The organism is Bradyrhizobium sp. USDA 3311, from assembly GCF_054062495.1.
The window spans coordinates 3,834,197-3,858,895 of the sequence record NZ_JBSSFI010000001.1 but is presented as its reverse complement, the minus strand read 5'-3'; the positions used below and the strand labels follow the sequence as shown (position 1 = coordinate 3,858,895).

General features: G+C 66.3%; 21 protein-coding genes and 1 other RNA gene. 9 read left to right on the top strand and 13 right to left on the bottom strand.

Going from position 1 to position 24,699, the window contains the following annotated elements:
- Positions 1 to 500 precede the first annotated feature (500 nt).
- Positions 501 to 1,280 carry an N-acetylmuramoyl-L-alanine amidase gene (locus tag ACVWW6_RS18325; RefSeq protein WP_039185808.1) on the top strand — a complete coding sequence of 260 codons (780 nt, stop codon included), beginning with the start codon at positions 501 to 503 and terminating at the stop codon, positions 1,278 to 1,280.
- Between the two features lie 114 nt (positions 1,281 to 1,394).
- Here ACVWW6_RS18325 and ACVWW6_RS18320 read toward each other — a convergent pair whose 3' ends face one another.
- Positions 1,395 to 2,633, bottom strand: a complete 1,239-nt coding sequence (locus ACVWW6_RS18320; RefSeq protein ID WP_375762312.1) for an RNA polymerase sigma factor — start codon at positions 2,631 to 2,633, stop codon at positions 1,395 to 1,397.
- Positions 2,630 to 2,980 carry a YciI family protein gene (locus ACVWW6_RS18315; protein ID WP_441232444.1) on the bottom strand — a complete coding sequence of 117 codons (351 nt, stop codon included), beginning with the start codon at positions 2,978 to 2,980 and terminating at the stop codon, positions 2,630 to 2,632. The genes ACVWW6_RS18320 and ACVWW6_RS18315 overlap by 4 nt, the downstream gene beginning before the upstream one ends.
- Before the next feature lie 148 nt (positions 2,981 to 3,128).
- Between ACVWW6_RS18315 and rnpB the strand changes: the two genes are divergently transcribed.
- An RNA gene (gene rnpB / locus ACVWW6_RS18310) (RNase P RNA component class A) lies at positions 3,129 to 3,555 on the top strand.
- Positions 3,556 to 3,802: 247 nt separating this feature from the next.
- Here the strand turns inward: rnpB and ACVWW6_RS18305 are convergent.
- The gene (locus ACVWW6_RS18305) at positions 3,803 to 4,516 is read right to left on the bottom strand and encodes an alpha/beta fold hydrolase (RefSeq protein WP_161533691.1); all 714 of its coding nucleotides are present in this window, start codon (positions 4,514 to 4,516) and stop codon (positions 3,803 to 3,805) included.
- 70 nt (positions 4,517 to 4,586) lie between these two features.
- Entirely contained in the window at positions 4,587 to 5,045 is a 459-nt protein-coding gene (locus ACVWW6_RS18300; protein WP_161533690.1) for a DUF983 domain-containing protein, read from the bottom strand.
- A gap of 49 nt (positions 5,046 to 5,094) precedes the next feature.
- On the opposite strand from ACVWW6_RS18300, the gene ACVWW6_RS18295 reads away from it, so the two are divergent.
- A complete protein-coding gene (locus tag ACVWW6_RS18295; protein WP_441232443.1) occupies positions 5,095 to 6,465 on the top strand; it encodes an aminotransferase class I/II-fold pyridoxal phosphate-dependent enzyme in 1,371 nt (456 codons plus the stop codon).
- A gap of 7 nt (positions 6,466 to 6,472) precedes the next feature.
- On the opposite strand, the gene ACVWW6_RS18290 is transcribed toward ACVWW6_RS18295, so the two are convergent.
- Complete coding sequence (locus ACVWW6_RS18290) at positions 6,473 to 6,733, bottom strand: hypothetical protein (protein WP_039186092.1); 261 nt, start codon at positions 6,731 to 6,733, stop codon at positions 6,473 to 6,475.
- Between the two features lie 228 nt (positions 6,734 to 6,961).
- On the opposite strand from ACVWW6_RS18290, the gene ACVWW6_RS18285 reads away from it, so the two are divergent.
- Positions 6,962 to 7,705 (top strand): TSUP family transporter, encoded by a 744-nt coding sequence (locus ACVWW6_RS18285; RefSeq protein WP_441232442.1) that lies wholly within the window; start codon positions 6,962 to 6,964, stop codon positions 7,703 to 7,705.
- A gap of 32 nt (positions 7,706 to 7,737) precedes the next feature.
- Here the strand turns inward: ACVWW6_RS18285 and ACVWW6_RS18280 are convergent, their stop codons facing one another.
- The 4 genes from ACVWW6_RS18280 to ACVWW6_RS18265 all read right to left on the bottom strand — a co-directional run bounded on the left by ACVWW6_RS18280 (position 7,738) and on the right by ACVWW6_RS18265 (position 14,566).
- Positions 7,738 to 9,144, bottom strand: coding sequence for an MATE family efflux transporter (locus tag ACVWW6_RS18280; RefSeq protein ID WP_441232441.1), 1,407 nt, complete (start codon positions 9,142 to 9,144; stop codon positions 7,738 to 7,740).
- Between the two features lie 70 nt (positions 9,145 to 9,214).
- A complete protein-coding gene (locus ACVWW6_RS18275) occupies positions 9,215 to 11,014 on the bottom strand; it encodes an ABC transporter ATP-binding protein (protein ID WP_456681183.1) in 1,800 nt (599 codons plus the stop codon).
- Positions 11,015 to 11,461: 447 nt separating this feature from the next.
- Entirely contained in the window at positions 11,462 to 13,045 is a 1,584-nt protein-coding gene (locus ACVWW6_RS18270; RefSeq protein WP_456681182.1) for a DHA2 family efflux MFS transporter permease subunit, read from the bottom strand.
- A 204-nt stretch (positions 13,046 to 13,249) separates the two neighbouring features.
- The gene (locus ACVWW6_RS18265) at positions 13,250 to 14,566 is read right to left on the bottom strand and encodes an HlyD family efflux transporter periplasmic adaptor subunit (protein ID WP_456681181.1); all 1,317 of its coding nucleotides are present in this window, start codon (positions 14,564 to 14,566) and stop codon (positions 13,250 to 13,252) included.
- A gap of 195 nt (positions 14,567 to 14,761) precedes the next feature.
- On the opposite strand from ACVWW6_RS18265, the gene ACVWW6_RS18260 reads away from it, so the two are divergent.
- A complete protein-coding gene (locus ACVWW6_RS18260) occupies positions 14,762 to 15,397 on the top strand; it encodes a TetR/AcrR family transcriptional regulator (protein WP_304567410.1) in 636 nt (211 codons plus the stop codon).
- A 55-nt stretch (positions 15,398 to 15,452) separates the two neighbouring features.
- Positions 15,453 to 15,794, top strand: a complete 342-nt coding sequence (locus ACVWW6_RS18255; protein WP_028176263.1) for a DUF6665 family protein — start codon at positions 15,453 to 15,455, stop codon at positions 15,792 to 15,794.
- 34 nt (positions 15,795 to 15,828) lie between these two features.
- Here ACVWW6_RS18255 and ACVWW6_RS18250 read toward each other — a convergent pair whose 3' ends face one another.
- Both ACVWW6_RS18250 and ACVWW6_RS18245 read right to left on the bottom strand, forming a co-directional pair.
- The gene (locus tag ACVWW6_RS18250) at positions 15,829 to 17,043 is read right to left on the bottom strand and encodes an extensin-like domain-containing protein (RefSeq protein WP_060908616.1); all 1,215 of its coding nucleotides are present in this window, start codon (positions 17,041 to 17,043) and stop codon (positions 15,829 to 15,831) included.
- Positions 17,044 to 17,437: 394 nt separating this feature from the next.
- Positions 17,438 to 18,325, bottom strand: a complete 888-nt coding sequence (locus ACVWW6_RS18245; RefSeq protein ID WP_456681180.1) for a DUF2147 domain-containing protein — start codon at positions 18,323 to 18,325, stop codon at positions 17,438 to 17,440.
- Positions 18,326 to 18,524: 199 nt separating this feature from the next.
- Between ACVWW6_RS18245 and ACVWW6_RS18240 the strand changes: the two genes are divergently transcribed.
- Both ACVWW6_RS18240 and ACVWW6_RS18235 read left to right on the top strand, forming a co-directional pair.
- Positions 18,525 to 19,319 (top strand): DUF2147 domain-containing protein, encoded by a 795-nt coding sequence (locus ACVWW6_RS18240; protein WP_456681179.1) that lies wholly within the window; start codon positions 18,525 to 18,527, stop codon positions 19,317 to 19,319.
- A 282-nt stretch (positions 19,320 to 19,601) separates the two neighbouring features.
- The gene (locus tag ACVWW6_RS18235; RefSeq protein ID WP_456683166.1) at positions 19,602 to 21,050 is read left to right on the top strand and encodes a FecR domain-containing protein; all 1,449 of its coding nucleotides are present in this window, start codon (positions 19,602 to 19,604) and stop codon (positions 21,048 to 21,050) included.
- 266 nt (positions 21,051 to 21,316) lie between these two features.
- On the opposite strand, the gene ACVWW6_RS18230 is transcribed toward ACVWW6_RS18235, so the two are convergent.
- Positions 21,317 to 21,880: an NUDIX hydrolase gene (locus ACVWW6_RS18230; RefSeq protein ID WP_060908619.1), complete on the bottom strand. Its 564-nt coding sequence runs from the start codon at positions 21,878 to 21,880 to the stop codon at positions 21,317 to 21,319.
- Positions 21,881 to 21,947: 67 nt separating this feature from the next.
- On the bottom strand, positions 21,948 to 22,811 hold the full coding sequence (gene asd, locus ACVWW6_RS18225) for an archaetidylserine decarboxylase (protein WP_110117116.1): 864 nt from the start codon (positions 22,809 to 22,811) through the stop codon (positions 21,948 to 21,950).
- 35 nt (positions 22,812 to 22,846) lie between these two features.
- Between asd and ACVWW6_RS18220 the strand changes: the two genes are divergently transcribed.
- Positions 22,847 to 24,511: an aminotransferase class III-fold pyridoxal phosphate-dependent enzyme gene (locus ACVWW6_RS18220; RefSeq protein ID WP_456681178.1), complete on the top strand. Its 1,665-nt coding sequence runs from the start codon at positions 22,847 to 22,849 to the stop codon at positions 24,509 to 24,511.
- The last annotated feature ends 188 nt before the right edge of the window (positions 24,512 to 24,699 follow it).

Below are 24,699 nucleotides of genomic sequence, written 5' to 3'. Positions count from 1 at the left end.
TGCCGAACAACCAAGCCAGATCCGGGGCGAGCCAGCCCATAACGCCTCGAATGATTCCGCGTCGCGGCGGTTCCACGACCCAACCCTTGTCCAGCATGGTTACCGAGCCCGGTCGTCCCGGGCCGCCAACCCAGTGTTCCCAGTGGAATTTGTCGGGCAGCCATGGGATTTCGAGCCAAAATACGCTTTGGCCGCCTCCGGACGCGGGTCGGCTCTTCATCCCTCAGTAACGGCCCTTAGCGTTAAGAAAGCGTTGATCGGCCCGTTACAAGTCGAAAAGGTGAAGCGGCAGTGATGCCTCATCCACACACCCGCCCAAAATGCATCCGTTAACCGCGACGCGCGATTGCGCACGGCGGAGGGTAAAGGAATAGTAAAGAGAAGGGCTTGGCCCTCTCCTATTCCGACTTGAGCTGTTTATGTCGTCCGGTTCGTCCACGCCATCTGGTTCTGATTCGAAGCGTCAACGCGTTCTCCCGGTTCCCAAGGCCGCGGCGAACATGCGGACGTTCGAGCCGGATTCGTCGATCGTCTCCGACATCATTCCTTCGCCGAACCATGGCGAGCGCAGCAAGGGACGCCAGCCGGACATGATCGTGCTGCATTACACCGGCATGCCCGACGTCGAGGGCGCGCTGGCGCGGCTGTGCACGGCGGGGACGGAAGTGTCGGCGCATTACGTCGTGCTCGAGGACGGCCGCATCGTGCAATGCGTGCCCGAGGCGAGGCGCGCCTGGCACGCCGGCGTCTCGTCCTGGGCCGGCGAGGACGATGTCAACTCCTGCTCGATCGGCATCGAGATCGTCAATCGCGGCCACGACTGGGGCTATCCGGAGTTTCCGCTGCGCCAGATCGCCGCCGTGATCGCGCTGTGCCGCGGCATCATGCTGCGCCGAAAAGTGCCGGCGCACCGCGTGCTCGGCCATTCCGACGTTGCGCCCGCGCGCAAGAAGGATCCCGGCGAGAAATTTCCGTGGCATTCGCTGGCCAATTCCGGCGTCGGGCACTGGGTCACGCCCACGCCCGTCGTGCGCGGCGAGAGCCTGATGCTCGGCACCATCAGCGACGAGGTGCTGAGCCTGCAGCAGGCGCTCGCGCGATACGGTTATGGCGTGCCGCTGACCGGCAAATACGACGCTGCGACCATGGAAGTCGTCACCGCCTTCCAGCGCCATTTCCGCCCGGCACGGCTGGATGGTGTTGCGGACCATTCGACACTGTCGACGTTGCAGGCGCTCCTGGCGAGCCTGCCGGACGGGACGGCGGTCGCGTCGAAGTGACGGCGTAGCCGTCATTCCGGGGCGCACGAAGTGCGAACTATGGTGCGCAATTGCGCACCTGAGAATCTCGAGATTCCGGGTTCGATGCTTCGCATCGCCCCCGGAATGACGGTGCTAGTTGCCCATCTCCCTCATCCTTCGCGCATAGAGCCGCCGCAGCGGCTCGAGCTGCGTCGCTGCCGTCGCCGCGACATACGCCTCGCGCGCCTCGTCCTTGCGGCCGAGCCGTCGCAACAGATCCGCGCGCACCGCGGGCAGCAGCTCGTAGCCGCCAAGCCCGCCGCGTGCGGTGATCGCGTCGACGAGATCGAGCGCGCGCGCCGGGCCGTCGACCATCGAGATTGCGGCGGCGTGGTTGAGCTCGATCACCGGCGAAGGATTGATCCGCAGCAGCACCTCGTAGAGCCCGGCGATCTGCGGCCAGTCGGTCGCCTCAAAGCTCGGCGCGCGCGCATGCAGCGCGGCGATCGCGGCCTGCACCGCATAGGGTTGCGGCCGGCCGGGTATGCGCAGTGCGTCGTCCACGAGACGCAGACCCGCCTCGATCTGCGCGCGATCCCAGAGCGTGCGGTCCTGCTCTTCCAGCAGCACGATGTCGCCGGCCGACGTCGCGCGCCCGGCGCGGCGCGCGTCGTGCAGCAGCATCAAGGCCAGCAGGCCCTTGATCCCGGCCCGGTCAGGCATCAGCCGGTCGAGCAAACGGCCGAGCCTGATGGCTTCGACCGCGAGATCCGGCCGCATCAGGTCTGCGCCCGAGGTTGCGACATAGCCTTCGGTGAAGACGAGATAGATGACGGCGAGCACGCCGTCGAGCCGCTGCGCCAGCGCGTCGCGTTCGGGCACCTCATAGGGAATGCCGGCGAGCCTGATCTTCTGCTTGGCGCGGACGAGGCGCTGCGCCATCGCCTCCTCTCCGACGAGGAACGCGCGCGCGACCTGCGCGGTCGAGAGGCCGCAGACGGTGCGCAGCGTCAGCGCGACCTGGACCTCCGGCGCGAACGCGGGATGGCAGCAGGTGAAGATCAGCCGCAGCATGTCGTCGTCGAGCGTCGCCGGAGGCTCGTCGGGCGCCTGCGCGTTGAGCTCGAGCTCATGCACGAACGCCTGCTGCTTGCCGCGGAACACGGCCTGCCGCCGGATGCGATCAATCGCCTTGTTGCGGCCGACATTGACGAGCCAGGCGCGCGGATTATCGGGCACCTCGCCCGCCGACCAGCGTTCGAGCGCGACCGCGAAGGCATCCTGGAGTGCGTCCTCGGCGAGATCGAAATCGCCGACGAGGCGGATCAGCGTGGCAAGCACCCGCCCCGCCTCGTCGCGAAAGATCCGAGCGATGTCGGCAGGAGAGATCACTTGTAGATCATGACCGGCCTGACCTCGATGGATCCCTCCTTGGCCCCGGGAATCCGCGCGGCCAGCCCAATGGCGGTGTCGAGATCCTTGGCCTCGACCAGATAGTAGCCGCCGAGTTGCTCGCGGGTCTCGGCGAACGGACCGTCGGTGGTCAGGGTCTTGCCATCGCGCACGCGCACGGTGGTCGCGGTCGTGGTCGGCTGAAGCCCGTCGCCGGCCTTGAAATGGCCGCTCTGGACGATGGACTGCGTATAAGTGCCGTACTCCGCCGACATCGCCTGACGGTCTGCGGGGGTCATCTTGTTCAATTCCGCTTCGCTCCGGTAGATCAGCAGCAGATACTGCATCGCTTAACTCCTGTTGTTCGGGGGATCACCGACATCCAGTCGAACGGGGCGCACATCGAACGACATCTTCAGGATAAATTATTTGCAGATCGCGTGCGCGACGATCTCGGCTTGACGAAACCGTCACAAATGCCCATGCCTAACCCCGTCAGTCGGCCGGACGGCCGCTCCGGCAACGGTCGAAAGGCCGCCGGGGAGGAAAGTCCGGGCTCCCTTGACATACGGTGCCGGATAACGTCCGGCGGGGGCAACCCCAGGGAAAGTGCCACAGAGAACGAACCGCCCTGCTTCGCCTTCGGGCTTCGCAGGGTAAGGGTGAAAAGGTGCGGTAAGAGCGCACCGCGGCTGCGGCAACGGAGCCGGCATGGTAAACCCCACCGGGAGCAAAACCGAATAGGGACGGCGTAGCGGGCTGTTCGCGCAAGCGATAACGCCGCGGGGCGATGTCAGGCCCGCCGTCCGGGTAGGTTGCTCGAGGCCATGTGCAAACATGGCCCCAGAGGAATGGCCGTCACGTATCGTGCGCGCAAGCGAACGGTGCCCTACAGAACCCGGCTTACAGGCCGGCTGATGTTCTAAAGCGTTTTCGAGCGAAGTGGTTTTTCCGGCTCGCGTGAAGAAAACGCGTCTTACTAAGAAGTGACGAGGGGTTCGATGCTGACCGCATCGGACCCCTCACCATTTTGTCCGAGCGCGCAGCCATTCAAATGGTGTCATTCCGGGGCTCGCGAAGCGAGAACCCGGAATCCATCAGGCGGCAGAGACGGAGGAGAGATGGATTCCGGGTTCGTGCTGCGCACGCCCCGGAATGACGGCTGTGGGTCACGCGGCGATCTCGTTCAACACCGCCATCAACGCCGCCGGCGCCGTCACGTTCGGCGCATGACTCGCGTCGAGCTCGAAATAGCGCCAGCCATCCTCGTTCTTCGTGCGCTTCGCGAACTGCCCGAACACGTCGCCCGGCGGAAAGCGCGTGCAATAGATGTAGCTGCGCGGCATGGCCGGCTCGCCATGCTCCAGCTTCAACTTCGTCTCGAAGCATTTGATCGGCATGTTGATGCGGCGCGCGTTGAGCCAGTCGAGATCGGCCTGCGGCGTATCCGGCGGCGGCGGGTTCGGCGGGATGCGGTAGCCATCGCCGGCGGCCGCCGCCTTGCGCATCGGCTCGCGCCCGCTCTCGTTGAGATCGAACAGCGACTGGCCGTCGCGCGGCACGAAGGCATCGAGATAGACCAGTTGCGTCACGCGCTCGCGTGCGCGGTCGGCAACGCCGGTCGCGACCATGCCGCCATAGCTGTGGCCGAGCAGCACGAGATCGCTGAGGTCCTCGAATTTGATGACGTTGAGGATGTCCCGGATGTGCGTCTCGAGATCGATCGCGGGATTGGCCAGATGCGCGCGCTCGCCGAGCCCGGTGTAGGTCGGCGCGACCAGGCGGTGGCCCGCCTGCGCCATCAGCGGATGCATCTTCTTCCAGGCCCATCCGCCGGACCACGCGCCGTGACAGAGCAGGAAGGTCTTCGCGCGTGCGGCCATCGGCGTTTCCATCGTTCTTGTTTGTACGATGGAGTGTAGCGGCCGCACGCGCGATGTAAACGCTACCCGCTCAGACCGCGCGCGTATTCACTTTTGCGAGGACGAGCGCACCGGCCTCGCGCCGCAACTTGCCAGCCTCAAAGCCATGCATGCCGATCTGCCATTGCAGGCCGACGATGGCGCCTTTGGTCGGCTGCAGCAACGCAAGCGAAGCGAACAGCGTCACCGGCAGCCACACGGCCAATTGCAGCCAGACCGGCGGGGCATAGGCGGTCTCGACCGCGAGGATCGCCGGGACCACGAGATGGCCGACCACGACCATTACGAGATAGGCCGGAAAGTCATCGGCGCGCTGATGGAACAGCTCTTCGCCGCAATGATCGCAGCTGTCTGCCACTTTCAGGAAGCGTCCGAACATGTGCCCTTCGCCGCAGTTCGGACACTTGCCGCGAAAACCGCGCCACATCGCCTTTGCCAGGGAAACCGAACCGGTCGTCATGACGACACCTCTTCCGTTCTGATGATCCATACAATAATATCCTGCATCCATACATTCAAAGGATATGGGCCTAAATTGCATGGATTGGACCCCTACAATCTCGGAGCTGAGCGGGCCGCGCTACCAGCGCATCGTCGATGCCATGGAGGCCGACATCGCAGCCGGCCGGCTGGTGCGCGGCCAGCAGTTGCCGACGCAGCGCGCGCTCGCAAAAGCGCTCGACATCGACCTCACCACGGTGACGCGCGCCTACACCGAGGCGCGGCGCCGCGGCATCCTGGAGGCCCGGGTCGGCCAGGGCTCGTTCGTATCGGAGACCAGCGCGCGCCGCGCGGTCGATCTGCCGCATCCCGTCGCGATCGACCTCTCGATGAATGTGCCGCCGCATCCGCTCGAGGCACAACTCGACGAGCGCATCGTCGCAGGGCTGGAAGCTCTCCGCGCCCAATCGGGCCTGACCGCGTTCCTGAACTACCAGCCACCCGGCGGCAGCGTGCATGAGCGCGAGGTCGCAGCGCGCTGGATGCGCGCACGCGTCCCGCACGCGCATGCCGACAGGCTCGTGATCTTTCCCGGCACGCAGACCATCCTGTTCAACCTGCTCGCCCATCTCGCGCGGCCCGGTGACATCGTGCTCACGGAAGCGCTCACCTTCCCCGGCATCAAGGCCGCCGCGGCGCGGCTCGGCGTCAAGCTCGTCGGCGTCGCCATGGATGACGGCGGCATCCTGCCCGATGCACTGGCGAAGGCCTGCCGTGTCCACAAGCCGAAGGCCGTCTATCTCATCCCGACGCTGCACAATCCGACCACCGCGACGCTTCTCCCCGAACGACGCAGCGCGATCGCAAGGATCATCCGCGATGCCGATACGATCCTGATCGAGGACGACGCCTACGGGCTGCTCGACCGCTCTGCAGCGCCGATCGCCAATCTCATTCCGGAGCGGACTTATCTCGCAACCACGCTGTCAAAATGCATCGCGCCGGCGCTGCGCGTTGCCTACCTCATGACGCCCGACAACGCCGCGCAGCAGGAGATGCGTTCTTATTTGCAGGCCACCGTGCAGATGCCGGCGCCGCTGATGGTCGCGCTGGTGACGCATTGGCTCGAAACCGGCATCGCCGATCGCATCATCACCGCCATTCGCAACGAGGCGGTGGGCCGCCAGCAACTCGCGCAGCGCGCACTGAAAGGCCTTCAGTTTCTGGCCAAGCCCGCGGCCCATCATCTGTGGCTGCGGCTGCCGGAGGGCCGCCCCGATGTCGCGGCGCATCTGCTACGGAATGGACTCGCGGTCGTGGCCGGCGATGCCTTCACCGTCGACGGGACACCGCCGCATGCGGCACGCATCTCGCTGGGCGCAGCGCGCAACAGGGCGGAATTGACGGAGGCGTTGCGCATCCTGGTCGGCGCGCTGCACAAGCCCGCCGACACCAGGCAGATCGTCTAGCAGATACCTATTGGTGCTGGCGGCGATGGCGCGGGCGGACGACCGGCGTCATGCCTGACGGATAGGCCGCATAGGCCTCGCTCGGTGCCACCGTCTCGCCACGGGCTGCGCGCGCCGCGGGCGTGAGCTGGCCGCCATTGAGCACGTCGCGGTCGGGATGGGCGGCCTGATAGGCCGCGGGCTCCGAAAACTGGGCCTGCGCCAATGTCGGCATCAACGCCGCCGCCGACAGCAGCGCGGCCGCAACGGCAATGTTGGTGCGGGTCATGGTCGTTCTCCACCTTCTTATTCGGGGCTGTCCGATCGGAGCGCACGATGGCGTCGGGCGGGCCTTAGGATTGAAGTACGACCATCATGTAGGCATGTCTTTCCCAAAAGCCCGACGCCGCAGATCACGCCTGCGTGCAGCATGGATTGACCTGCACGGCCGCACCCGTGCTATGCGGGCGGTGGCGATCAACAGTTCGGGATCGCCGGTGGCGACAAGGACAATCCGTTGGAAACCTACGCTTACGCGCTGCTGCCGCTCGGCGCATTGGCCGGCGGCTTCGTCTCGGGCCTGGCCGGGTTCGGCACGGCGCTGATGGCGCTCGGCATCTGGCTCTACGTGCTGCCGCCCTCGCTCGCGGTGCCCCTGGTGCTGATCTGCTCGGTGATCGCCCAGACCTCGACGCTGCCGTCGATGTGGAAGAGTTTTGACCTCTCGCTGGTCTGGCCGTTCCTGATCGGCGGGCTGATCGGGGTACCGCTCGGGACCATGATGGTCGCCTCCGCCGATCCCAAGGTGTTCAAGCTGAGCATCGGCGTGCTGCTGCTGATCTTCTCAAGCGCGCTCTATCTGAACAAGAGGCCCCTCGCCATCACGTTCGGCGGCCGGATCGCCGACGGCGCGATCGGTTTTGCCGGCGGCATTCTGGGCGGCCTTGCCGGATTGTCGGGGCCGCTGCCGATCCTGTGGGCCAACATCCGCGGCTGGAACAAGCACGAGCGGCGCGGCATCTTCCAGCTCTTCAATTTCACCGTGCTCGCCACCGCGCTGGTGTTGCAGACGGCATCTGGCCTCGTCGCCTTCAAGGTGGTCTGGCTCGCGCTGGTCGCGTTTCCCGGCACGTTGATCGGCGCATGGGCCGGTGCACGCGTCTATCACGCGCTGAGCGACAAGCACTTTGGCGATGTCGTGCTCGGCCTGCTGTTCCTGTCGGGGCTCGGCCTCGTCTGGAACAGCCTTGGTGCGCATTAGCCTTCCTTGCGTCGGCAGGTCACAAGCCGTCGCTACGCAGGGACGCGCGCAGGAGGCGTGACGGGCTCGGGCTCGACCTGCTTCGAAGCCTCGTCCTGCCGGAGCGGCGCCAGGCGTTTTTCGAACTCGCGGCGCAGCAGCCACAGGCTCAAGCCCGCCTGGAGCGTGGTCGCCGCGATCGACAGGTACCAGACGTACTCCATGCGGAAGCCCGGACGCGTCGAGAGCCAGATCGCCGGCAGCGAATAGGTGAACACGCGCGTCGCCGAGCTCAGCAGCACCGGCTTGGTATTGCCGAGACCCTGGAACATGCTCGAGCAGGTGAAGATCAGGCCCTGCGCCACCATGTTGAGCGAGATGATCCGCAGGAACAGATAGGCGATCGCCATCGTCTCCCGGTCGTTCGAGAATCCGGCGAGCAGCAGCTCCGGCTTCGTTTGCGCCAGGATCATGAAGCCGATCATCACGGCGGAGGTGATCAACGCCGACTTGACGAAGGTCTCCCGCACGCGCGCCCCGTTGGCAGCGCCGACGTTCTGGCCGGCGATCGGCCCCGCGGCCAGCGCAACGGCAAGCGCCGGCATCTGGATCAGGGCCAGCACGCGCTGGCCGATGCCGAATCCCGCCTGCGCCGCGGCGCCGAAATCGCCCAGCACGTAGTAAACCACCGCCATGAAGATGAACATCATCGCGAACTCGCCGCCGGCCGGCAGGCCGACATTGAGGATGCGCTTCAAGTGATGCGGCTGAGGACGCCACTGCACCGGGTTGAAGGCGACGTAGCGCTCGGCCTTGCGGAAATGCGCCAGCAGAATCACGACGCCGATGGCCACCGCGATCGAGCTCGCCAAGCCCGCTCCGGCGACACCAAGCGCATGGCCGGTGCCCCAGCCCGAGATCAGCACGGGCGCGAGTGCGATGTTGATGGCGACAGCGAGCACCCGCACCAGCATTGCGGGGCGCACGATGCCGGTCGCCCGCAGCGCCGATGCCAGCACTTGCATCGCGAATTCCAGAGCGAGCGCCGGCATGAACCATAGCAGATAAGTGGTCCCCGCCTCGATCGTGGGCTGGTCCGCGGCGATCGCACGCATGTAGGGGCGCGACAGCGCCGCGCCCATGACCAGGGTCAGCACGCCGAACAGCACCGACAGCGCGATCGCCTGGTTGAAGATCAGATTGGCATCCGGCCGATCCTTGCGGCCCACGGCATGCGCGATCAGCGCCACCGTGCCGACGCCGAGCACCTGCATCAGGGCGTTGATGAGAAAGCCGGCATTGCCGGCCGCGGCGACGCCCGCAACGGCCGCATCGCCCAGTCCCGACACGAAGTACAAATCGACCAGCTGGCAGATCATGATCGTGACCATGCCGACCATGATCGGAGGCGCCATGGCCAGGATGTGTCTCACGATGGAGCCGTTCGTCAGGTCTTTCATCTCATTCCATCCTTGGCGCATTCCGTGGGCGGCGTGACGGCGGGACTTTCGTCCCGCCGCCGCGCGCCTCTCATTCCGCTGCTGCGAGATGCCCGAGGTCCACCACCTGGCGCTCGAACAGGCCGCGATAGATGCCGCCGGGCTTGCCTGCGAGCACGGCGTGGGTGCCCTGCTCGACGATCTCGCCGCGGTCGAACACCAGAATCCGATCGAGGCTGCGCACCGTCGACAGCCGGTGCGCGATCACGATCGAGGTGCGCCCCTTCATCAGCCGCTCCATCGCCTGCTGGATCAGCGCTTCGGATTCCGAATCGAGGCTCGACGTCGCCTCGTCCAGGATCAGCACCGGCGCGTCCGCCAGGAAGGCGCGCGCCAGCGCCACGCGCTGCCGCTCGCCGCCCGACAGCTTCACGCCGCGCTCGCCGACGAGCGTGCCGTAGCCCTTGGGCAGACGCAGGATGAAGTCGTGCGCATTGGCCAGCCGCGCCGCCTGCTCGATCGCCTCCAGGCTGGCGCCGGGCCGGCCATAGGCGATGTTCTCGGCGAGCGAGCGGTGAAACAGGATCGGGTCCTGCTGCACGATCGCGATCTGGCTGCGCAGCGATTGCTGCGTAGCGAGCGCGATGTCCTGCCCGTCGATCAGCACACGGCCATCGCTGACGTCGTAGAGCCGCTGCACCAGCTTGACGAAGGTGGTCTTGCCGGAGCCGGAGCGGCCGACCAGGCCGACCCGTTCGCCGGCGCGGATCGTGACCGACAGGCCGTCGTACAGTGGCGCGCGGTGGCCGCCATAGTGGAACGTGACGTGGTCGAACGCGATCTCGCCGCCCTCGATCGCGATCGGCCGCGCGTCCGGCACATCGACAATCCCGATCGGCTCGTCATGGATCGCCACCAGCTCATCCATGTCGTTGACCGAGCGCTGGAGGTTGTTGATGTGCATGCCGACGTCGCGCAGATATGCGTGGATGACGTAGTAGCTCGTCAGCACATAGGTGACGTCGCCGGGCGAGGCATGCCCGCTCATCCACAGCAGCACCGAGCCGCCGATCACGGACGCACGCAAGGCCAGCAGCAGCGAGAGCTGCGCCATGGCCGTGTAGTTGTAGCGAAACCAGGTCCGCCGCACCCGAACGCGCCAGCGGTTGATGACGCGGGCGAGCCGCGTATCCTCGCGCAGCTCGGCGCCGAAGGATTTCACCACGGCGTTGCAGGTCAGCGCGTCCGCCAGCGTGCCGCCGACCTTGGTGTCCCAGGCGTTGGAGATTCGCGCGGCCGGCGCGATGTAGCGCGTCGAGAACAGCACGGTGATGGCGACGTAGAAGAGCGCTCCCACCGCGATCACCGCGCCGAGCGAGGCCCAGTGCAGGCCGATCAGGACCATGGAGCCGATCAACACCAGCAGAGACGGCGCCAACGCCATCAGGATGGTGTCGTTGAGCAGGTCGAGCGCCCACATGCCGCGGGTGATCTTGCGCACCGTGGAGCCGGCAAAGGAGTTGGCGTGCCAGTCGGTCGAGAAGCGCTGCACGCGCGTGAAGGCGCCCTGGGCGACATCCGACATGATCTTGAGCGTGAACGGGACGATCGCCTGGAGACCGATCAACCTCAGCACCACGGAGGCCGCACCGAGCGCCACGATGGCGCCGAACGCTACCAGCGCCCCGTGGCGCGCGTCAGGATCGGACGAACCGCGTGTCAGCGCATCGACCAGATGTCCGGAGAAGACCGGCATGAACAGGTCGGCGACGGTCGCGCCCAGCAGGCCACCGGCCACGATCAGGCCGCGACCGGGCTGGTTCAGCCAGTGCCGGAACACGAAGGGCAACACCACGCGTATCGCCGCGGGCCTTTTTGAGAGAGAGGTCATGACATCATCCAGCCGCTTTTGGCGCGGGCCGGCTCCATCAACGGACGCAAGTCGGCCACGAAGGGCAGACGGCGTCACTCACAGGTGATTTTGACTTGGGGAAGTGGGGCGATCGGGACTCGTGACCCGATCGAATCTGGCGGAAGAGGCCTCTAACAGGCCGCCGACATACCGAACCAGAACAACGAACGCGGGCGAACGATCTGCGAATGCGACGAAATCATGCAAATCCCTCCCGGTTCGATTGAATGAGGTGCGCTTTATAGATGTGCCGTTCGCGGTTTGCAACGGGGCCCGCGCGAGATCACGAACGAGTGTTGCAATTTGGTTCGCAGCTGCCGTCGATCTCATCTTCCACTGTCATGCCCCGCGAAGGCGGGGCATCCAGTACGCCGCAGCCTCTCGGCTCAACCACTACCGTCCCGGGCGACGACAGCGTGCGTGGCGTCAGTGCGCGTCGCCGCCGCCGGTCATCGAGGCCGGCTTGTTCAGCAGCGTGACCAACAGGCTGAGGCCGAGATAGAACAGCGTCAGCATGAAGAAGGCATCGCCGAAGCTCATCACCACGGCCTGGCGGTGCACCAGCTGCGAGAGCTGCCTCATCGCCATCAGCGCGGAATCGCCGAGCCCCTGGAACTTCTGCATGAACATGGTCAGGGTTTCGGTCGCGGTCGCATTGCCCCAGGTCACGCGCTCCTGGAGGCGCGTGATGTGCAGGTCGGTGCGGTCGTTGAGCACGGTGTTGATGACGGCGAGCCCGACCGCGCCGCCGAGATTGCGCATCAGGTTGAACAGGCCGCTTGCGTTCTTCACCCGGTCAGGGGCCAACGTGCCGAGCGCGATGTTGTTGGTCGGCACCATCGCGAACATCATGCCGACGCCGCGCAGGATCTGCGGCACCAGCAACTCGTAGAAATCGTAGTCGCGGGTGATCCAGGTCATCTGGTAGGAGCCGATCGCGAACACGACGAGGCCGAAGGCGATCATGTATCGCATGTCGACCTTCACCATGAGACGACCGACCAGCGGCGCGACCAGGAACATGGTGATGCCCGACACGAACATGGTCTCGCCGATCATCAGCGCGCTGTAGCCGCGCACCTCGGCGAGATAGCGCGGGTAGATGTAGGTCAGGCCGTAGAGGCCGATGCCGATGCAGAATTGGAGCACGCAGCCGACCGCAAAGTTGCGGTTGGAGAAGGTGCGCAGATTGACGATCGGCTCGGCCGCCGTGAAGACGCGCCAAAAGAACGCGATCGCCGAGATGGCGCAGATCCAGGCGCAGATCGCCACTGTCGTGTCCTGCAGCCATTCATATTGCGGGCCTTCCTCCAGCACGTATTCCAGCGTGCCGAGGAAGCCGGCCATGAACAGCAGGCCCCACCAGTCGAAGCGGTCGAGCAATTCGAAATGCGGCTCGTCGAAATCGACCAGCGCCAGCACGCCCAGGGTAATGGCAATGCCGGGCACGACGTTGATGAAGAACAGCCAGTTCCACGACATCAGGTCGGTGATGTAGCCGCCGACGGTCGGCCCGATCGTGGGAGCCAGGGTCGCGACCAGCCCGATGATGGGACCGACGATGTGGAATTTCGAGCGCGGGAACACGGTGTAGGCCGAGGCGAACACGGTCGGGATCATGCCGGCGCCGAGGAAGCCCTGGAGCGCGCGCCAGAGGATCATCTCCTCGATGGTGGTGGCGAAGCCGCAGAGCAGGCTCGAGGCGGTGAAGCCCGCGGCCGAGATCGCGAACAAGAGCCGCGTGCCGAAGGCGCGCGACAGGAAACCCGACAGCGGGATCGCGATGACTTCGGCGATCAGATAGGCGGTCTGGACCCAGGAGACTTCGCTCGAGCTCGCCGACAGGCCGGCCTGGATTTCACTGAGGGACGCCGAGACGATCTGGATGTCCAGGATCGACATGAACATCCCGAATACCATGATGATGAAGGCGAACAGCCGCTTCGGCGCAATGCGCTCCGAAGCGGGGGCCGCCATCATGGCAGGTGAAGCAGTCGTGGCGTTGGCCATGGTTTCAACTCTGACTGGAGCAGGCTGCGAGTTGGGTTACACCTCTCCCGCTTGCGGGAGAGGTCGGCGCGAAGCGCCGGGTGAGGGTTCTCTCCGCTTGGGGATTGTCCCGTTGCGGAGACACCCTCTCCCCAACCCTCTCCCGCAAGCGGGAGAGGGAGCGCACCTGCGTTCGAGGCGGCGGCGCGGCTCACGTCACCGCACCTACTGCGGATGGATCATTGTGGGATCGTCGAGATCGACCTCGCTGTCGGCGTCGGCCGCGCCCTTGTTGGTGTCGACGGTCGCGTAGACCGACATGCCGGCGCGGAGCAGGTTCTGCTTCGCCACCGACTTCGGCACGCGGATGCGGACCGGCACGCGCTGCACGATCTTGGTGAAATTGCCGGTGGCGTTGTCGGGCGGCAGCAGCGTGAACACCGAGCCCGCGCCCGCCGCGATGCTGTCGACGACGCCGGAGAACTTGCGCATGCCATAGGCATCGACCTTGATCGTCACCGGCTGGCCGGGGCGGATGCGCTTGAGCTGCGTTTCCTTGAAGTTGGCCTCGATATAGACGTCGTCGAGCGGCACGACGTTGCCGAGCCGCTGGCCGACCGCGACGAAGTCGCCGGCGCTGACGAGGCGATTCGAGAACGTGCCGTTGACCGGCGCGCGCACCGCGGTGAAGGCGAGATCGCGCTCGGCCTTGGCGAGCGAGGTCTTGAGCTCGGCAAGCTGGGCCTGGGCTTCGGCCTGCTGCGCCTTGGTGACGTCGACGTTGCTGACGGCGACGTCATAGGCGGCCTGCGCGGCCTTGACCGCGGCGGCGCCCTGGTCGCGTCCGGCTTCCGAGCTCTCGAAAGTGGCGCGCGAGGCAAAGCCCTTGCTGCTCAGCGCCTGCTGGCGCTCATAATCGAGGTCGGCGCGCTTGAGGCCCGCTTCAGCCGAGACGAGCTGCGCCTTGGCCTGGGCAACCTGGCTCTCGAGCGCCGCGATCTGGCGATCGATGCGATCGATGGTGGCCTGCTGGGTCGCGATCCTGGTCGCGGCGGCATCGACCGCGATCTTGTAGTCGCCGTCGTCGATGCGGAAGATGACGTCGCCGGCGCGCACCGTCGTGTTGTCGCCAGCAAGGATCGAGGAAATGTGGCCGGCAACGCGCGCGCCGAGCATGGTGTTGTTGGCGCGGACATAGGCGTCGTCGGTGGCGATGTAGAAGCGGCCGACCAGCGTGTAATAGCCGGCATAGCCGGCTGCCGCGAGCGCCAGCACGAGACCGACGCCCATCAGGACGAATTTGCGCTTGCCGGATTTCGGCGTGCCGCTGGCAGCGGGCGCGTCTGACCCGGGTGTGGCCGGCTTGTCGGTCACGGGCTTCCCCGGCGCCTCGCTGCGGCGCTTCGCTTCCTCGGCCACATGGGAGCGCAACTGCTCGGCGAGAACGGCGGACGTCTCGGTCACAGGTTCACCGTTCGCCGAATTCGTCTCCACCGTTTCCTGGCGAAGGACGCGCGCAGCCTGGTCTCTCGATACGGCCATAAAGGCCTCCTCAAAAAAAAGCGCGATGAAGGACGGCCGCCTGCGGCGTGTTCCCCTCGCTTATCCCAAATACCATTGACCGAACCGTTCGGTCAATATACATAATATCCAGCGTCGGACCTTGCTGGCCCGAATCCTTTACTTGCGTTTCATAGTTCGGCACCTCGTCTAGAAACCTTCCGAGACCCTGAACCAATGGTTGTAGCTGCCAGCGAACATCTGCACGTCATCCAGGAGGAGGACAGCTCCAAGCGCCGCCAGATCCTGGACGGGGCCCGCAAGGTGTTCATGGATCTCGGCTTCGACGGCGCCAGCATGGGCGAGATCGCGCGCGCGGCGCAGGTCTCCAAGGGCACGCTCTATGTCTACTTCGCCGACAAATGCGCGCTGTTCGAAGCCATCCTCGAGCAGGAGGCGCTACAGCACGGCCAGGTCGTGTTCAATTTCGATCCCGCCCGCGATGCCGAGACCACGCTGAATGAGTTCGGCCGGGCCTACATCCATCTGCTCTGCCGGCCGGGCGGCGGATCGGCGATCCGCACCGTGATGGCGATCGCCGAGCGCATGCCCGATGTCGGCCGCCGCTACTACGCGCGGGTGCTGGACAAGACCATCAACCGCCTCTCCGATTATCTCAAAGCCCACGCCGCCGCCGGCGATCTCACGATCGACGATTGCGACCTTGCCGCCTCGCAGTTCATGGAACTGTGCAAGGCCTCGCTCTTCCTGCCCTTCGTCTTCCAGGCCGCGCCCGCACCGTCGGAAGAGCGCATGACCGAAGTGGTCAACAGCGCGACGCGGATGTTCCTGGCGGCGTACCGGGCGAAGTAACGGCGAGCACGCCACGCGTTGCGCATGCCGGTCTCGCGGCATTATATTTGCGGCCATGTCCCGTGATCTTCGCCCGCCTGTCGATATCCTCCATTATGAGATCGTCCAGGAACAGGCCTCGGCGCTTGGACGGATGGGCCGCACACTCGAGCAGAGCCTTGCGCGCTTGCGCGAGTTCGACGCCGCCCACGCAGCCTCGGGGACGCCGGCCTCGATGCAGGCGGCGAGGCGCAAGCTGGTGATGGAAGCCGGCCAGGCGCTCTGGATGTTCGTGGTGCAACGTGAGGCGTCCGGCTTGCGCGACAGCCGCCATATCATGCGCACCTACAACGTCCCCGGCGAGGTGCAGCTGTGCATGGGGGTGGTCCCCGCACCGTCGAAGCCGGCCTCGAAATGACATTCTGACTGCGTAGGGCTACTGGCAAACACGCCTAATCGTCGGCGTACTCTTCCTCCTCCTGCTTGCGCGTCGTTGCCTTGCGCGCTCCGAGCGAGCCGGTGACATAGGGATCGCGCCTGCCGGCGTAAGGGTTGCGCTGCTGCGCGCGCCCGGCGACCTCTTCGCCGGAGACGGCGGCCGGCTGGCAGATCAGCCGGCGGCTGGCCCGGCGCATCAGATCGACGTGGATGTGATCGTAGTGATAGACGTTCGAGCCCGGCGCGAGCACCGTGGTGAAATGCGCGCACGCCCCTGACTGCACGTCGCGCAGAAAGCCCTGCTCTTCCGGCATGCCGCGCCAACCGTCCTTCACCGTGACGCGGCGGCCGTCGGCGAGCACGAAGGCGGCGATGTCGAGCGCGTTGCCGAAGGCATGCTCGGAAATGTGGGCGTGCGGATTGCCGTTCATGCCGCGGCAGGAATAGGCCGAGATCTGCTTGAGCTCGACGACGCGGGCGCCGAACCAGCGCATCGCCGACGGCTGCACGGTGTCGGCGAGCCAGCGGTCGAGCTCGGACACGATCGGACAGGCCAGCGTCGCGGTCGGCTTCACCGCGACGGGGCCGACGGCGGTGACGGGATTGCCCTGCGCGGGACCGAGCCGCGGCAGCGGCTGCTGCGCTGGCGCCTGCGAATAAGGTGCGGGACCGGGCTGCCGCGCCGGATAGCTCGGCGCATTCATGTAGCGCGCCGCGCCCGCGGCATCGGTGCCCTCGGGCGGCAGGTCGATCTCGTCTTCCTGCGGCGCCACGCCGGGCGCGTTCAGCGACATCGGCCCGGCCGAGGCGCCATAGCCGGACGGCTGGCGCACCGCGCTCTCGGGATAGTTCGACCGCTGCGGATAGGAGGATGCCGGACTATTCTGGCTCTGCGGATAATTCGATCGCGGCTGCGCCACCGGCCAGCGCGGCTGGCTGCCGACATTGCCCGGCGGGCGCAGCTCCTCGTCGGCAAAGCCGTAGCTGCTCGAGGCTTCGCCGATGGCGGCGACCTTGAGCGGAAACTCCGCGCCACAGCTGCCGGGCCCGGAGATCGGGTCGATGCGGACGATGTCCGCACTCTCTTTCACCGCGCCGGATTTCAGGCATGCGGCTTCCGCCTCGGCCCGCCACGGTTCACGTTCGGCCTGGAAGAAGCCGCGTCCGCAACCCGCTAGCGAAACAAGGACGATGGAGCCGACGAGATACAAACGAACTCCGCGCGTCATGCACGCACGTTCGGTGAATTTACTTAAAGACTCTTCAACGTGTTGATTTCAGCCTTCCTTAACCATGCCGGCCCGGGCCGTGCGCCAGCTCCTGGGGATGAGCGACAGCAAGGCTGACTTTTTCACAACGTGATTTTCTGTTAATCATGTTGGTTGGGCGCGCGAGCGGCGGGAGCCTGCTCCAGCGGAGCATCCTCCAGCGCAGGATTCTTGGGAGCCAGGATTCTTGGGAGCAACGGCATGACGTTCGCCGGGAGACTGAGCGTGATCACCGCGTACCTCGCCATGGCCTTCGTCGGCGCCATCGTGCTCGGCATGATCTAGCGGCCATCGATCAACCACACCGGAGACCGCTTACCTTCCCCGGGAGGGCGAGCGTAAGCCGAGTGCATTGCTACGACCGCGCACCCCACTGCCGCGATGTCGTGGCCAACTGCTCCTGCGGCTCCTCAATGCGCGTCCAGTCGTTGCCGGAGCACCAGAAGCGGCCGAGCGCGCAGGCCTCGACGTAGAGCTTGCCGGCGCTCTTCAGCGTCATTCTCGCATAATAGGTGTTGCCGGTGGAGCGGCTGTAGATGCTGCCGGTCCAGACGTCGTGTGATTTCTGCTTCATGTTGACGAGCACGCTCTCGCCCCTGCTCGACGCCTCGGTCAATGCATAGCCGCATAGCGCAGAGCCGCAGCGTTCGATGCGGACCGTGCCCTTGGCGCCGTCGCTTTCCCACTGCCCAAGCGGCATGCCGGGCGACTCGTCGTCACTGCGCTGTGCGATCGTGGCCGGCTTGACCTCGGGCTTCGGCGCGACGACCGGCGGCTCCATGCGCGGCGGATCGAGCGCGATCGGCTTCGGCGGACCTGTGCGCGAGAGCTCGACCCGTGGCGGATTGGAGCTGAGGGCCTCGATCCTTGGTGCCTCGGATCTTGGCCCCGGCGGCAGCACAACGGGCTGCGACGTCGTCGCGGCGAGCACGGGCGGCGGCGCAGGTAGCGGCGCGACCGCAATCGCCTGCGGCGGCCGGGCCGGGGTTGCCGGATAGACCGGCTGCGGCGCCTGGACGACCCGCGGTGGGACAGGCGGAGCGGGCGTCGTGGCGACGTCCTCCGCCGGCCGAAAGCTGCGATTGGAGGAAATCGAGACGCAGGAAGCGGATCGGCAATTCCTGGGCGCCTCGACATGGAACCGGTGGCCGCCGATCGAGAAGGAGTAGGAACCGGCCTGGGCTGAAGGCGCAACCGCCAGCAGCGCGATCAATATGCCAAGCGAAATCGCAAGCCGCGTCATCGGCGCCTCCCCCTCTCTCTGTCGCGACGAGGTTACGCGGGATGAAATGCGGCTGAATGTGCGCTGGCTCACCCAGGCGCCACGGATCCTTGTGACGTCCATCACGGAAGGCGGGACGGGCCGGGCGTAGGGTCGAACCACGCTTCATCCACCAGCGACTTCAGTCCAGATCGGGACCACGCATTTTCCGGAGGTTGTCATGAACAAGCTCACCATCGCCGCCACCGCACTCTTCCTCGCGTCGACCGCGGCCGCGCATGCCGGCAATTCGATCTCGTTCCAGATCGAGGGCCAGCACATCCGCATCGAGACGCCGCGCAACTGCGCCTCGCTCAACTGCGTGACCATCGTCGCACCGGGCCTGTCGGACAAGCCGATCAAGCTGAACAACATCAACCTCAAGGGCCTTGGCTCCAAGGACGATGACGTCGACACCACGCCGGCTCCGGCCACCACCACCGCGCAGCCCGCACCGGCTCCGGTGCAGCCGCAGCCCGTGCAGCAGGCACCGGTCCAGGCGACCGCGCCGGCCGCGCCTGCGATTGCCGCCCCCGCAGCTCCCGCCACGACGGTTGCCGCCGCTCCGTCCGTCGGCTTCCACAACACGGTGCAGCCCGCACCCGCCGCGGCTCCCATTGCTGCGCCCGCGCCGGTCGCCGTTGCTCCCGCGCCCGCTCAGGCTCCGGTGGTCGCTGCGCCGGCCCCGGTTGCCAACACGCCGATCGGCGTCTGGGCGACCGAAGAGAACAAGGGCAATGTCCGCGTCGAGCAGTGCGGCGCCAATCTGTGCGGCTACGCCGAGAAGACCAATGAGCGCATCCTGATCAACATGAAGCCCGAAGGCGCGAAGTGGAGCGGCCGCATCCACGACCCCGACTCCGGCCGCAACTACGACTCGACCATCGCGATGAAGGGCCCGAACGCGATGCGCGTGCAGGGCTGTGCCTTCGGCGGCATGTTCTGCGGCGGCCAGACCTGGAAGCGCGTGAGCTGACGCGCGGAGCGCGTCATCCCGGGGCGATGCGAAGCATCGAACTATGGTGCGCAATTGCGCACCTGAGGATCTCGCACCACAATTTCGAGATTCCGGGTTCGCGACGTTGTCGCGCCCCGGAATGACGAGCAAGAATAGAGCGCCACGTCCCTAACACGGGGACGTGGCGTTTGAACGTTCACCCCGTCCATGCAATGGACGTTCATCCGCCGTTCAGCCTGCCCCGGCTGAAATCGGCGAATCTCGCCTCGCGTTTCTCACCGGGACTTTTTCGTGGCTTTGATGGTGGCTTGGCGCCGCTTCGTGTTTGCGATTCCGCTGCTGGCCTTGTCGCTGGCCGGCGCGAGCGGAGCTTTTGCATCCGATGCAATCGAGCTCGCGCAGGCGCAGCCGCAGGCACAGCCGGTGCCCGCCCCCTCCCCGACGCCCGCAGCTTCGCCGACACCGGCCGCGGACGCTCAATCCGCCGTCGTCGAGCCGATCGGCAACGTTGCGACCGTCACGGGGATCGCGACCGTGATCCGCGACAAGAATTCCTATCCGCTGCGCGTGCGCGACGACATCTATCTCAACGACGTCGTGCAGACCTCGTCGAACTCCTCGCTCGGCATCACCTTCAACGATGCGACCACGTTCAACCTCTCCGCCAGCGCCAGGATCACCGTCGACAATTACGTCTATGAGGACGGCGGCAAGCAGAATTCGGCGATCTTCGACATCGGCAAGGGCACGGTTGCCTTCGTTGCGGCGGCGGTGGCAAAGACCGGCGACATGAAGATCGCGACGCCGACCGCGACGCTCGGCATCCGCGGCACCACCGGCGTCGTCGACGTGCCCGAGGGTGCGGCCGCGAGCAGCGCCAGCAACGTCAACATCAAGCTCTATCCCGACGCCGACGGCCGGGTCGGACACATCGAGGTCAACGACCGCACCAGCGGCACGCGGCTCGGCGCGCTGACGCAAGCCGCAAGCGGCTTTGCGATCCGGCCGGGCGCCGGCGGCACAAGTGGCATGCGCTTTGCGGCCGTGCCGATCACCATTGCCCCGCAGCAGATCGCGCGCGACCGCAGCTTCGTCAGCCAGGTGCACCTGGCGCAGACCACGGGCCGCCAGATCGTCACCGAGCAGCGCGACTTCCGCCGCGCCAATCCGACCGCTATCAGCCGCATTCCGCGACCGGCGCAGCCGCCGCAGCAGCAACAATTGCGGCCGACGACGGCGCCGGGCCAACAGCCGCAGCGGCCGAACGGTCAGCCTGGCCAGAACAACCGTCCGGGTCAGCAGCAGCCGGGCACGCCAAACCGGCAAGGCGCTCAGCCGCCGCAGCGGCAGGGCCAAGGACAACAAGGACAAGGCGGCGCGGTGCAGCCGGGTACGCCGCGCGCGGGCCAAGGCCAGCAGCAACAGGGTCAGCGGCAAGGTGCGGGCCGGCCCGCCGGCGCACCGCGCACCGGACCGGGCGTCCAACCCGGCGGCACGCCGCAAACCCAGCCGGCGCGCGCCGGCCAGACTCCCGCACAGCCGGGAGGAGCGGTGCCGCCGCAGCCGGGTACGACACCGCAGCCGCAAGCGCCGCGCACCGGATTGCCGCCGGGCCAGCCGCCCGCAGTCCAGCAGCCCGGCGGCATCCAGCGCCAGGGCGGATTCCAGCAGCGCCCGCCCGCCGCACAACGCCCCGCAGCGCCGCGCAAGCCGGCGCCTGCTCCGAAGGAGAGGAAAGAGCGGCGGTAGGCATCGAGTGCGCCACATCGCCGGTGCGCTCCCTCGCCCCGTTCTTACGGGGGCGCGACGAGCTTCGCTCGCGCTGAGAGGGTTGGGGTGAGGGGCTGCTTCCGCGAGCTCGATTTCAATTGTCGGCGGAGCACCCAGCTCGATAATTGTCGTGCGTGTCGGATGGACTTCCATTTTTGCAACGGTGTGCCCTGCCCCTCACCCGGATCGCTTGCGCGATCCGACCTCTCCCCGCTGAAGGGCGGGGAGAGGTAAGAAACGACAACTCACGCCTCGCCGCGCAGCCAGGCCTTCACCTTTTGCAACAGACCGTGGCGCAGCTCGTCGACCGACGCGGCCTCGGCGGGCGTCAGCGTCTGCAAGGCTGCGTCGACGTCGTCGCTCGCCGGCCGCGGCTCGGGTGCGGCCGAAGATGCAAGGCCGGCGGCGGCGATCGCGATCGGGCCGATCTGGATCAGGAAGGCGCGCTCGTATTCGCGCGACAGGCGCACGATCGCATCGTCCAGCGTCAGCCAGTCGACCGCCTTGATGTCGTTCATCAGCTTGCGGACCGGACCGCCCTCGGCCTCCATGCGCCAGAAATGCACGACCTTGGAGCGGCCGCCCGACTGATAGACGAGCGTGCCCAGGAATTCGTGGATGGCGACCTCGTGACCGGTCTCTTCCAGCACCTCGCGGTGCGCGGCCTGTTTCGGCGTCTCGCCGTCGTCGAGCTTGCCCTTCGGCAAGACCCACTCGTTGCGCTTGCGCTGGCGCACGACCGCGATCAGCGGCGGCGCGCCACGCCGCAGCACAATACCCCCCGCCGCCATCACCGGCGCCCGCGCCATCACCCAATCCGTATCGATCTATTCGTCCCCGCCGACCATATAGGCGGCGGGGACGGCGGATTGAAGGCTACTTTCTCCCGAGCAGCGCTTGACCGGCGCGAATGCGAGTGCCCTCGGCGATGCCGTCGCAAAACGCAAAATCGCCGGGCGCGAGGATGATGATGGTCGAGCCGTGCTCGAACCAGCCGAGCTCCTCGCCCTTGCTCACGTTGACGTCGCAGGGGAAGTTGACCGGGCCCTTCGTCTGCGCGTTCAGCACCATGTCGAGGAAGTGCAGGCGGATGCTCGCGACCAGGATCGCTGCGACCGGCACCAGCGTCACCGCCTCGCCGGTGGACAGATGCGTGCGGATCACCGCGCGCTCGTTCTTGCAGAACAGACGCTCGACCCGCTTCAGCGCGATCGGGTTGACGTTCCAGACGTCGCCATGGATCAGCGTGACCCGCTCGATATGCGCGTCATAGGGCGCATGGAAGCGGTGATACATGCTCGAGGTCAGCCGCAGCGTGACGAATGATCCGTTGCGGTGCTGGTCGACCAGCGCGGAATCGCCCAGCAGATCGAGCAGCGAATAGGGCGCGCCCTTGACCTGGAACAGCTCGGTATCCGCGATCCGGCCATGCGCGCCGACGATGCCGTCGGAGGGGCTGGCGACAATGGATGGGTCGGGATCAAACGGACGCAGGCCCGGCTTCAGCTCCCGGGTGAAGCAGTCGTGCAGGCTCTTGAAATGCGTTTTCCGCGCCTCGGACAGGTCGAGATCGGAGAACAGCTTCCACAGCGCGATCGAGAAATCCCGCACCAACGGATTCTCGATCTTGGAGAACCAGCCCATGAAGCGGGTCAACGCGGCGCGGGGGATGCGGTTGGTCAACAGGAAGTTGAGGTCTTCCTGCTGGGTGAAAGAGGCGATGAGGGCTTTGACTGTCATGAATCTGTCAGCTCGCAGTATTAGCGCTTGTTGTCATGGAAACGACACTCCCGATTCTCTCGATGTCCGTGGCCGCCGCAGCGTCCGCTGCCGCCGCCTTCCCGAAGCTCAAGGCGCGGATCGAACTCTCCCGCGCCAAGCACCGCTCGCTCGCCGGGCACTCCAAGATGTCGCGCCGGGTGGCGCGGCTGCTCCCGTTCTACGAGTTCGGAGAGAACGACTATTTCTCCTGCGACGGCGCACCGGCGAACATCGCGGCCCAGCGCAAGGACGGCTTCTTCCGCCTCGCAAGCCTCTACGCCGAGCGCTATCCGAAGGGGCGCGCGATGACGAAGGAAGCCGCGGAAAAGATCTCCGACCTGAACTTCACCGAAAGCTACCGCGTGCCGTTCCAGTTCTCGCGCCTCGTCCGCGAGCACCTGGGCACCTCGACCTTCATGGAGTCTTCGCGCGGCGTCACCGTCACCGATGTCGACGGCAATACCTCCTACGACCTCACGGGGTCCTACGGCGTCAACATCTTCGGCAACGACTTCTACAAGGAGTGCATCGAGGGCTCCGAGAAGCGGGCGCACGCGCTGGGTCCCGTGCTCGGCCCCTACCACCCCGTCATCCTCGAGAACGTGGCGCGGCTGTGCCAGATCTCCGGCCTCGACGAGGTCTCCTTCCATATGTCCGGCACCGAAGCCGTGATGCAGGCGGTGCGGCTGGCGCGCTACCACACCAGGCGCACGCATCTCGTCCGCTTCGCCGGCGCTTATCACGGCTGGTGGGGCGATGTGCAGCCCGGCGTCGGCAATCCGCTTCCCGCGCACGAGACCTATACCCTCGCCGAGATGTCGGAGAAGACGCTGCATGTCCTGCGCACGCGCAAGGACATCGCCTGCGTGCTGGTCAATCCGCTCCAGGGCCTGCATCCGAACGCCAACGCGCCCGGCGATTCCTCGCTGGTCGACAGCTCCCGCGGCGGCAATTTCGATCGCGCGGCCTACACGGAATGGCTGAAGAAGTTGCGCGAAGTCTGCACCGAGCGCGGCATCGTGCTGATCTTCGACGAGGTCTTCGTCGGCTTCCGCCTCGCCGCCGGCGGCGCCCAGGAATACTTTGGCGTGCGCGCCGACATGGTGACCTACGGCAAAAGCCTCGCCGGCGGCCTGCCGGTCGGCGTGGTCTGCGGCAAACGCGAGCTGATGCGCCGCTTCCGCGACGATCGTCCCGCCGACATCTGCTTCGCCCGCGGCACCTTCAACTCGCATCCCTACGTCATGACGGCGATGGACGAGTTTTTGAGCCGGCTCGCCAGCCCGAACTTCCGCGCCATCTACGACGGGCTGGACGCGACCTGGAACGGCCGCGCGGAAAAGCTCAACCAGATGATGGAGAGCGCCGGCCTGCCGGTGCGGTTCGCAAACTTCTCGTCGATCTGGACGGTGAAATACACCACGCCGTCCCGCTACAACTGGATGCTGCAATACTATTTGCGCGCCGAGGGCCTGGCGCTGAGCTGGGTCGGCACCGGACGGCTGATCTTCAGCCTCAACTACACCGACGCCGACTTCACCGAAGTGGCCGAACGCTTCGTCCGTGCGGCCGAGAAGATGAAGGCCGACGGCTTCTGGTGGCACGACGGCGTGCTCACCAACAAGAACATCAAGCGGCAGATTTTGAAAGAGACGCTGGCCAAGCGTTTTGGGCGCTGAGGCTTTTCGCTGCGCCCCGAACACCGCCCTATCCTCCCCCTCTCCCCGCTTGCGGGGAGAGGGTTGGGGTGAGGGGGACTCACCGCGAGCGCGGTGAGAGTTGGCGAGCGATCGGCTAGCCACGCCCCCGCGGAGAGCCCCCCTCACCCGCCGCGCTACGCGCGTCGGCCTCTCCCCGCGCGCGGGGA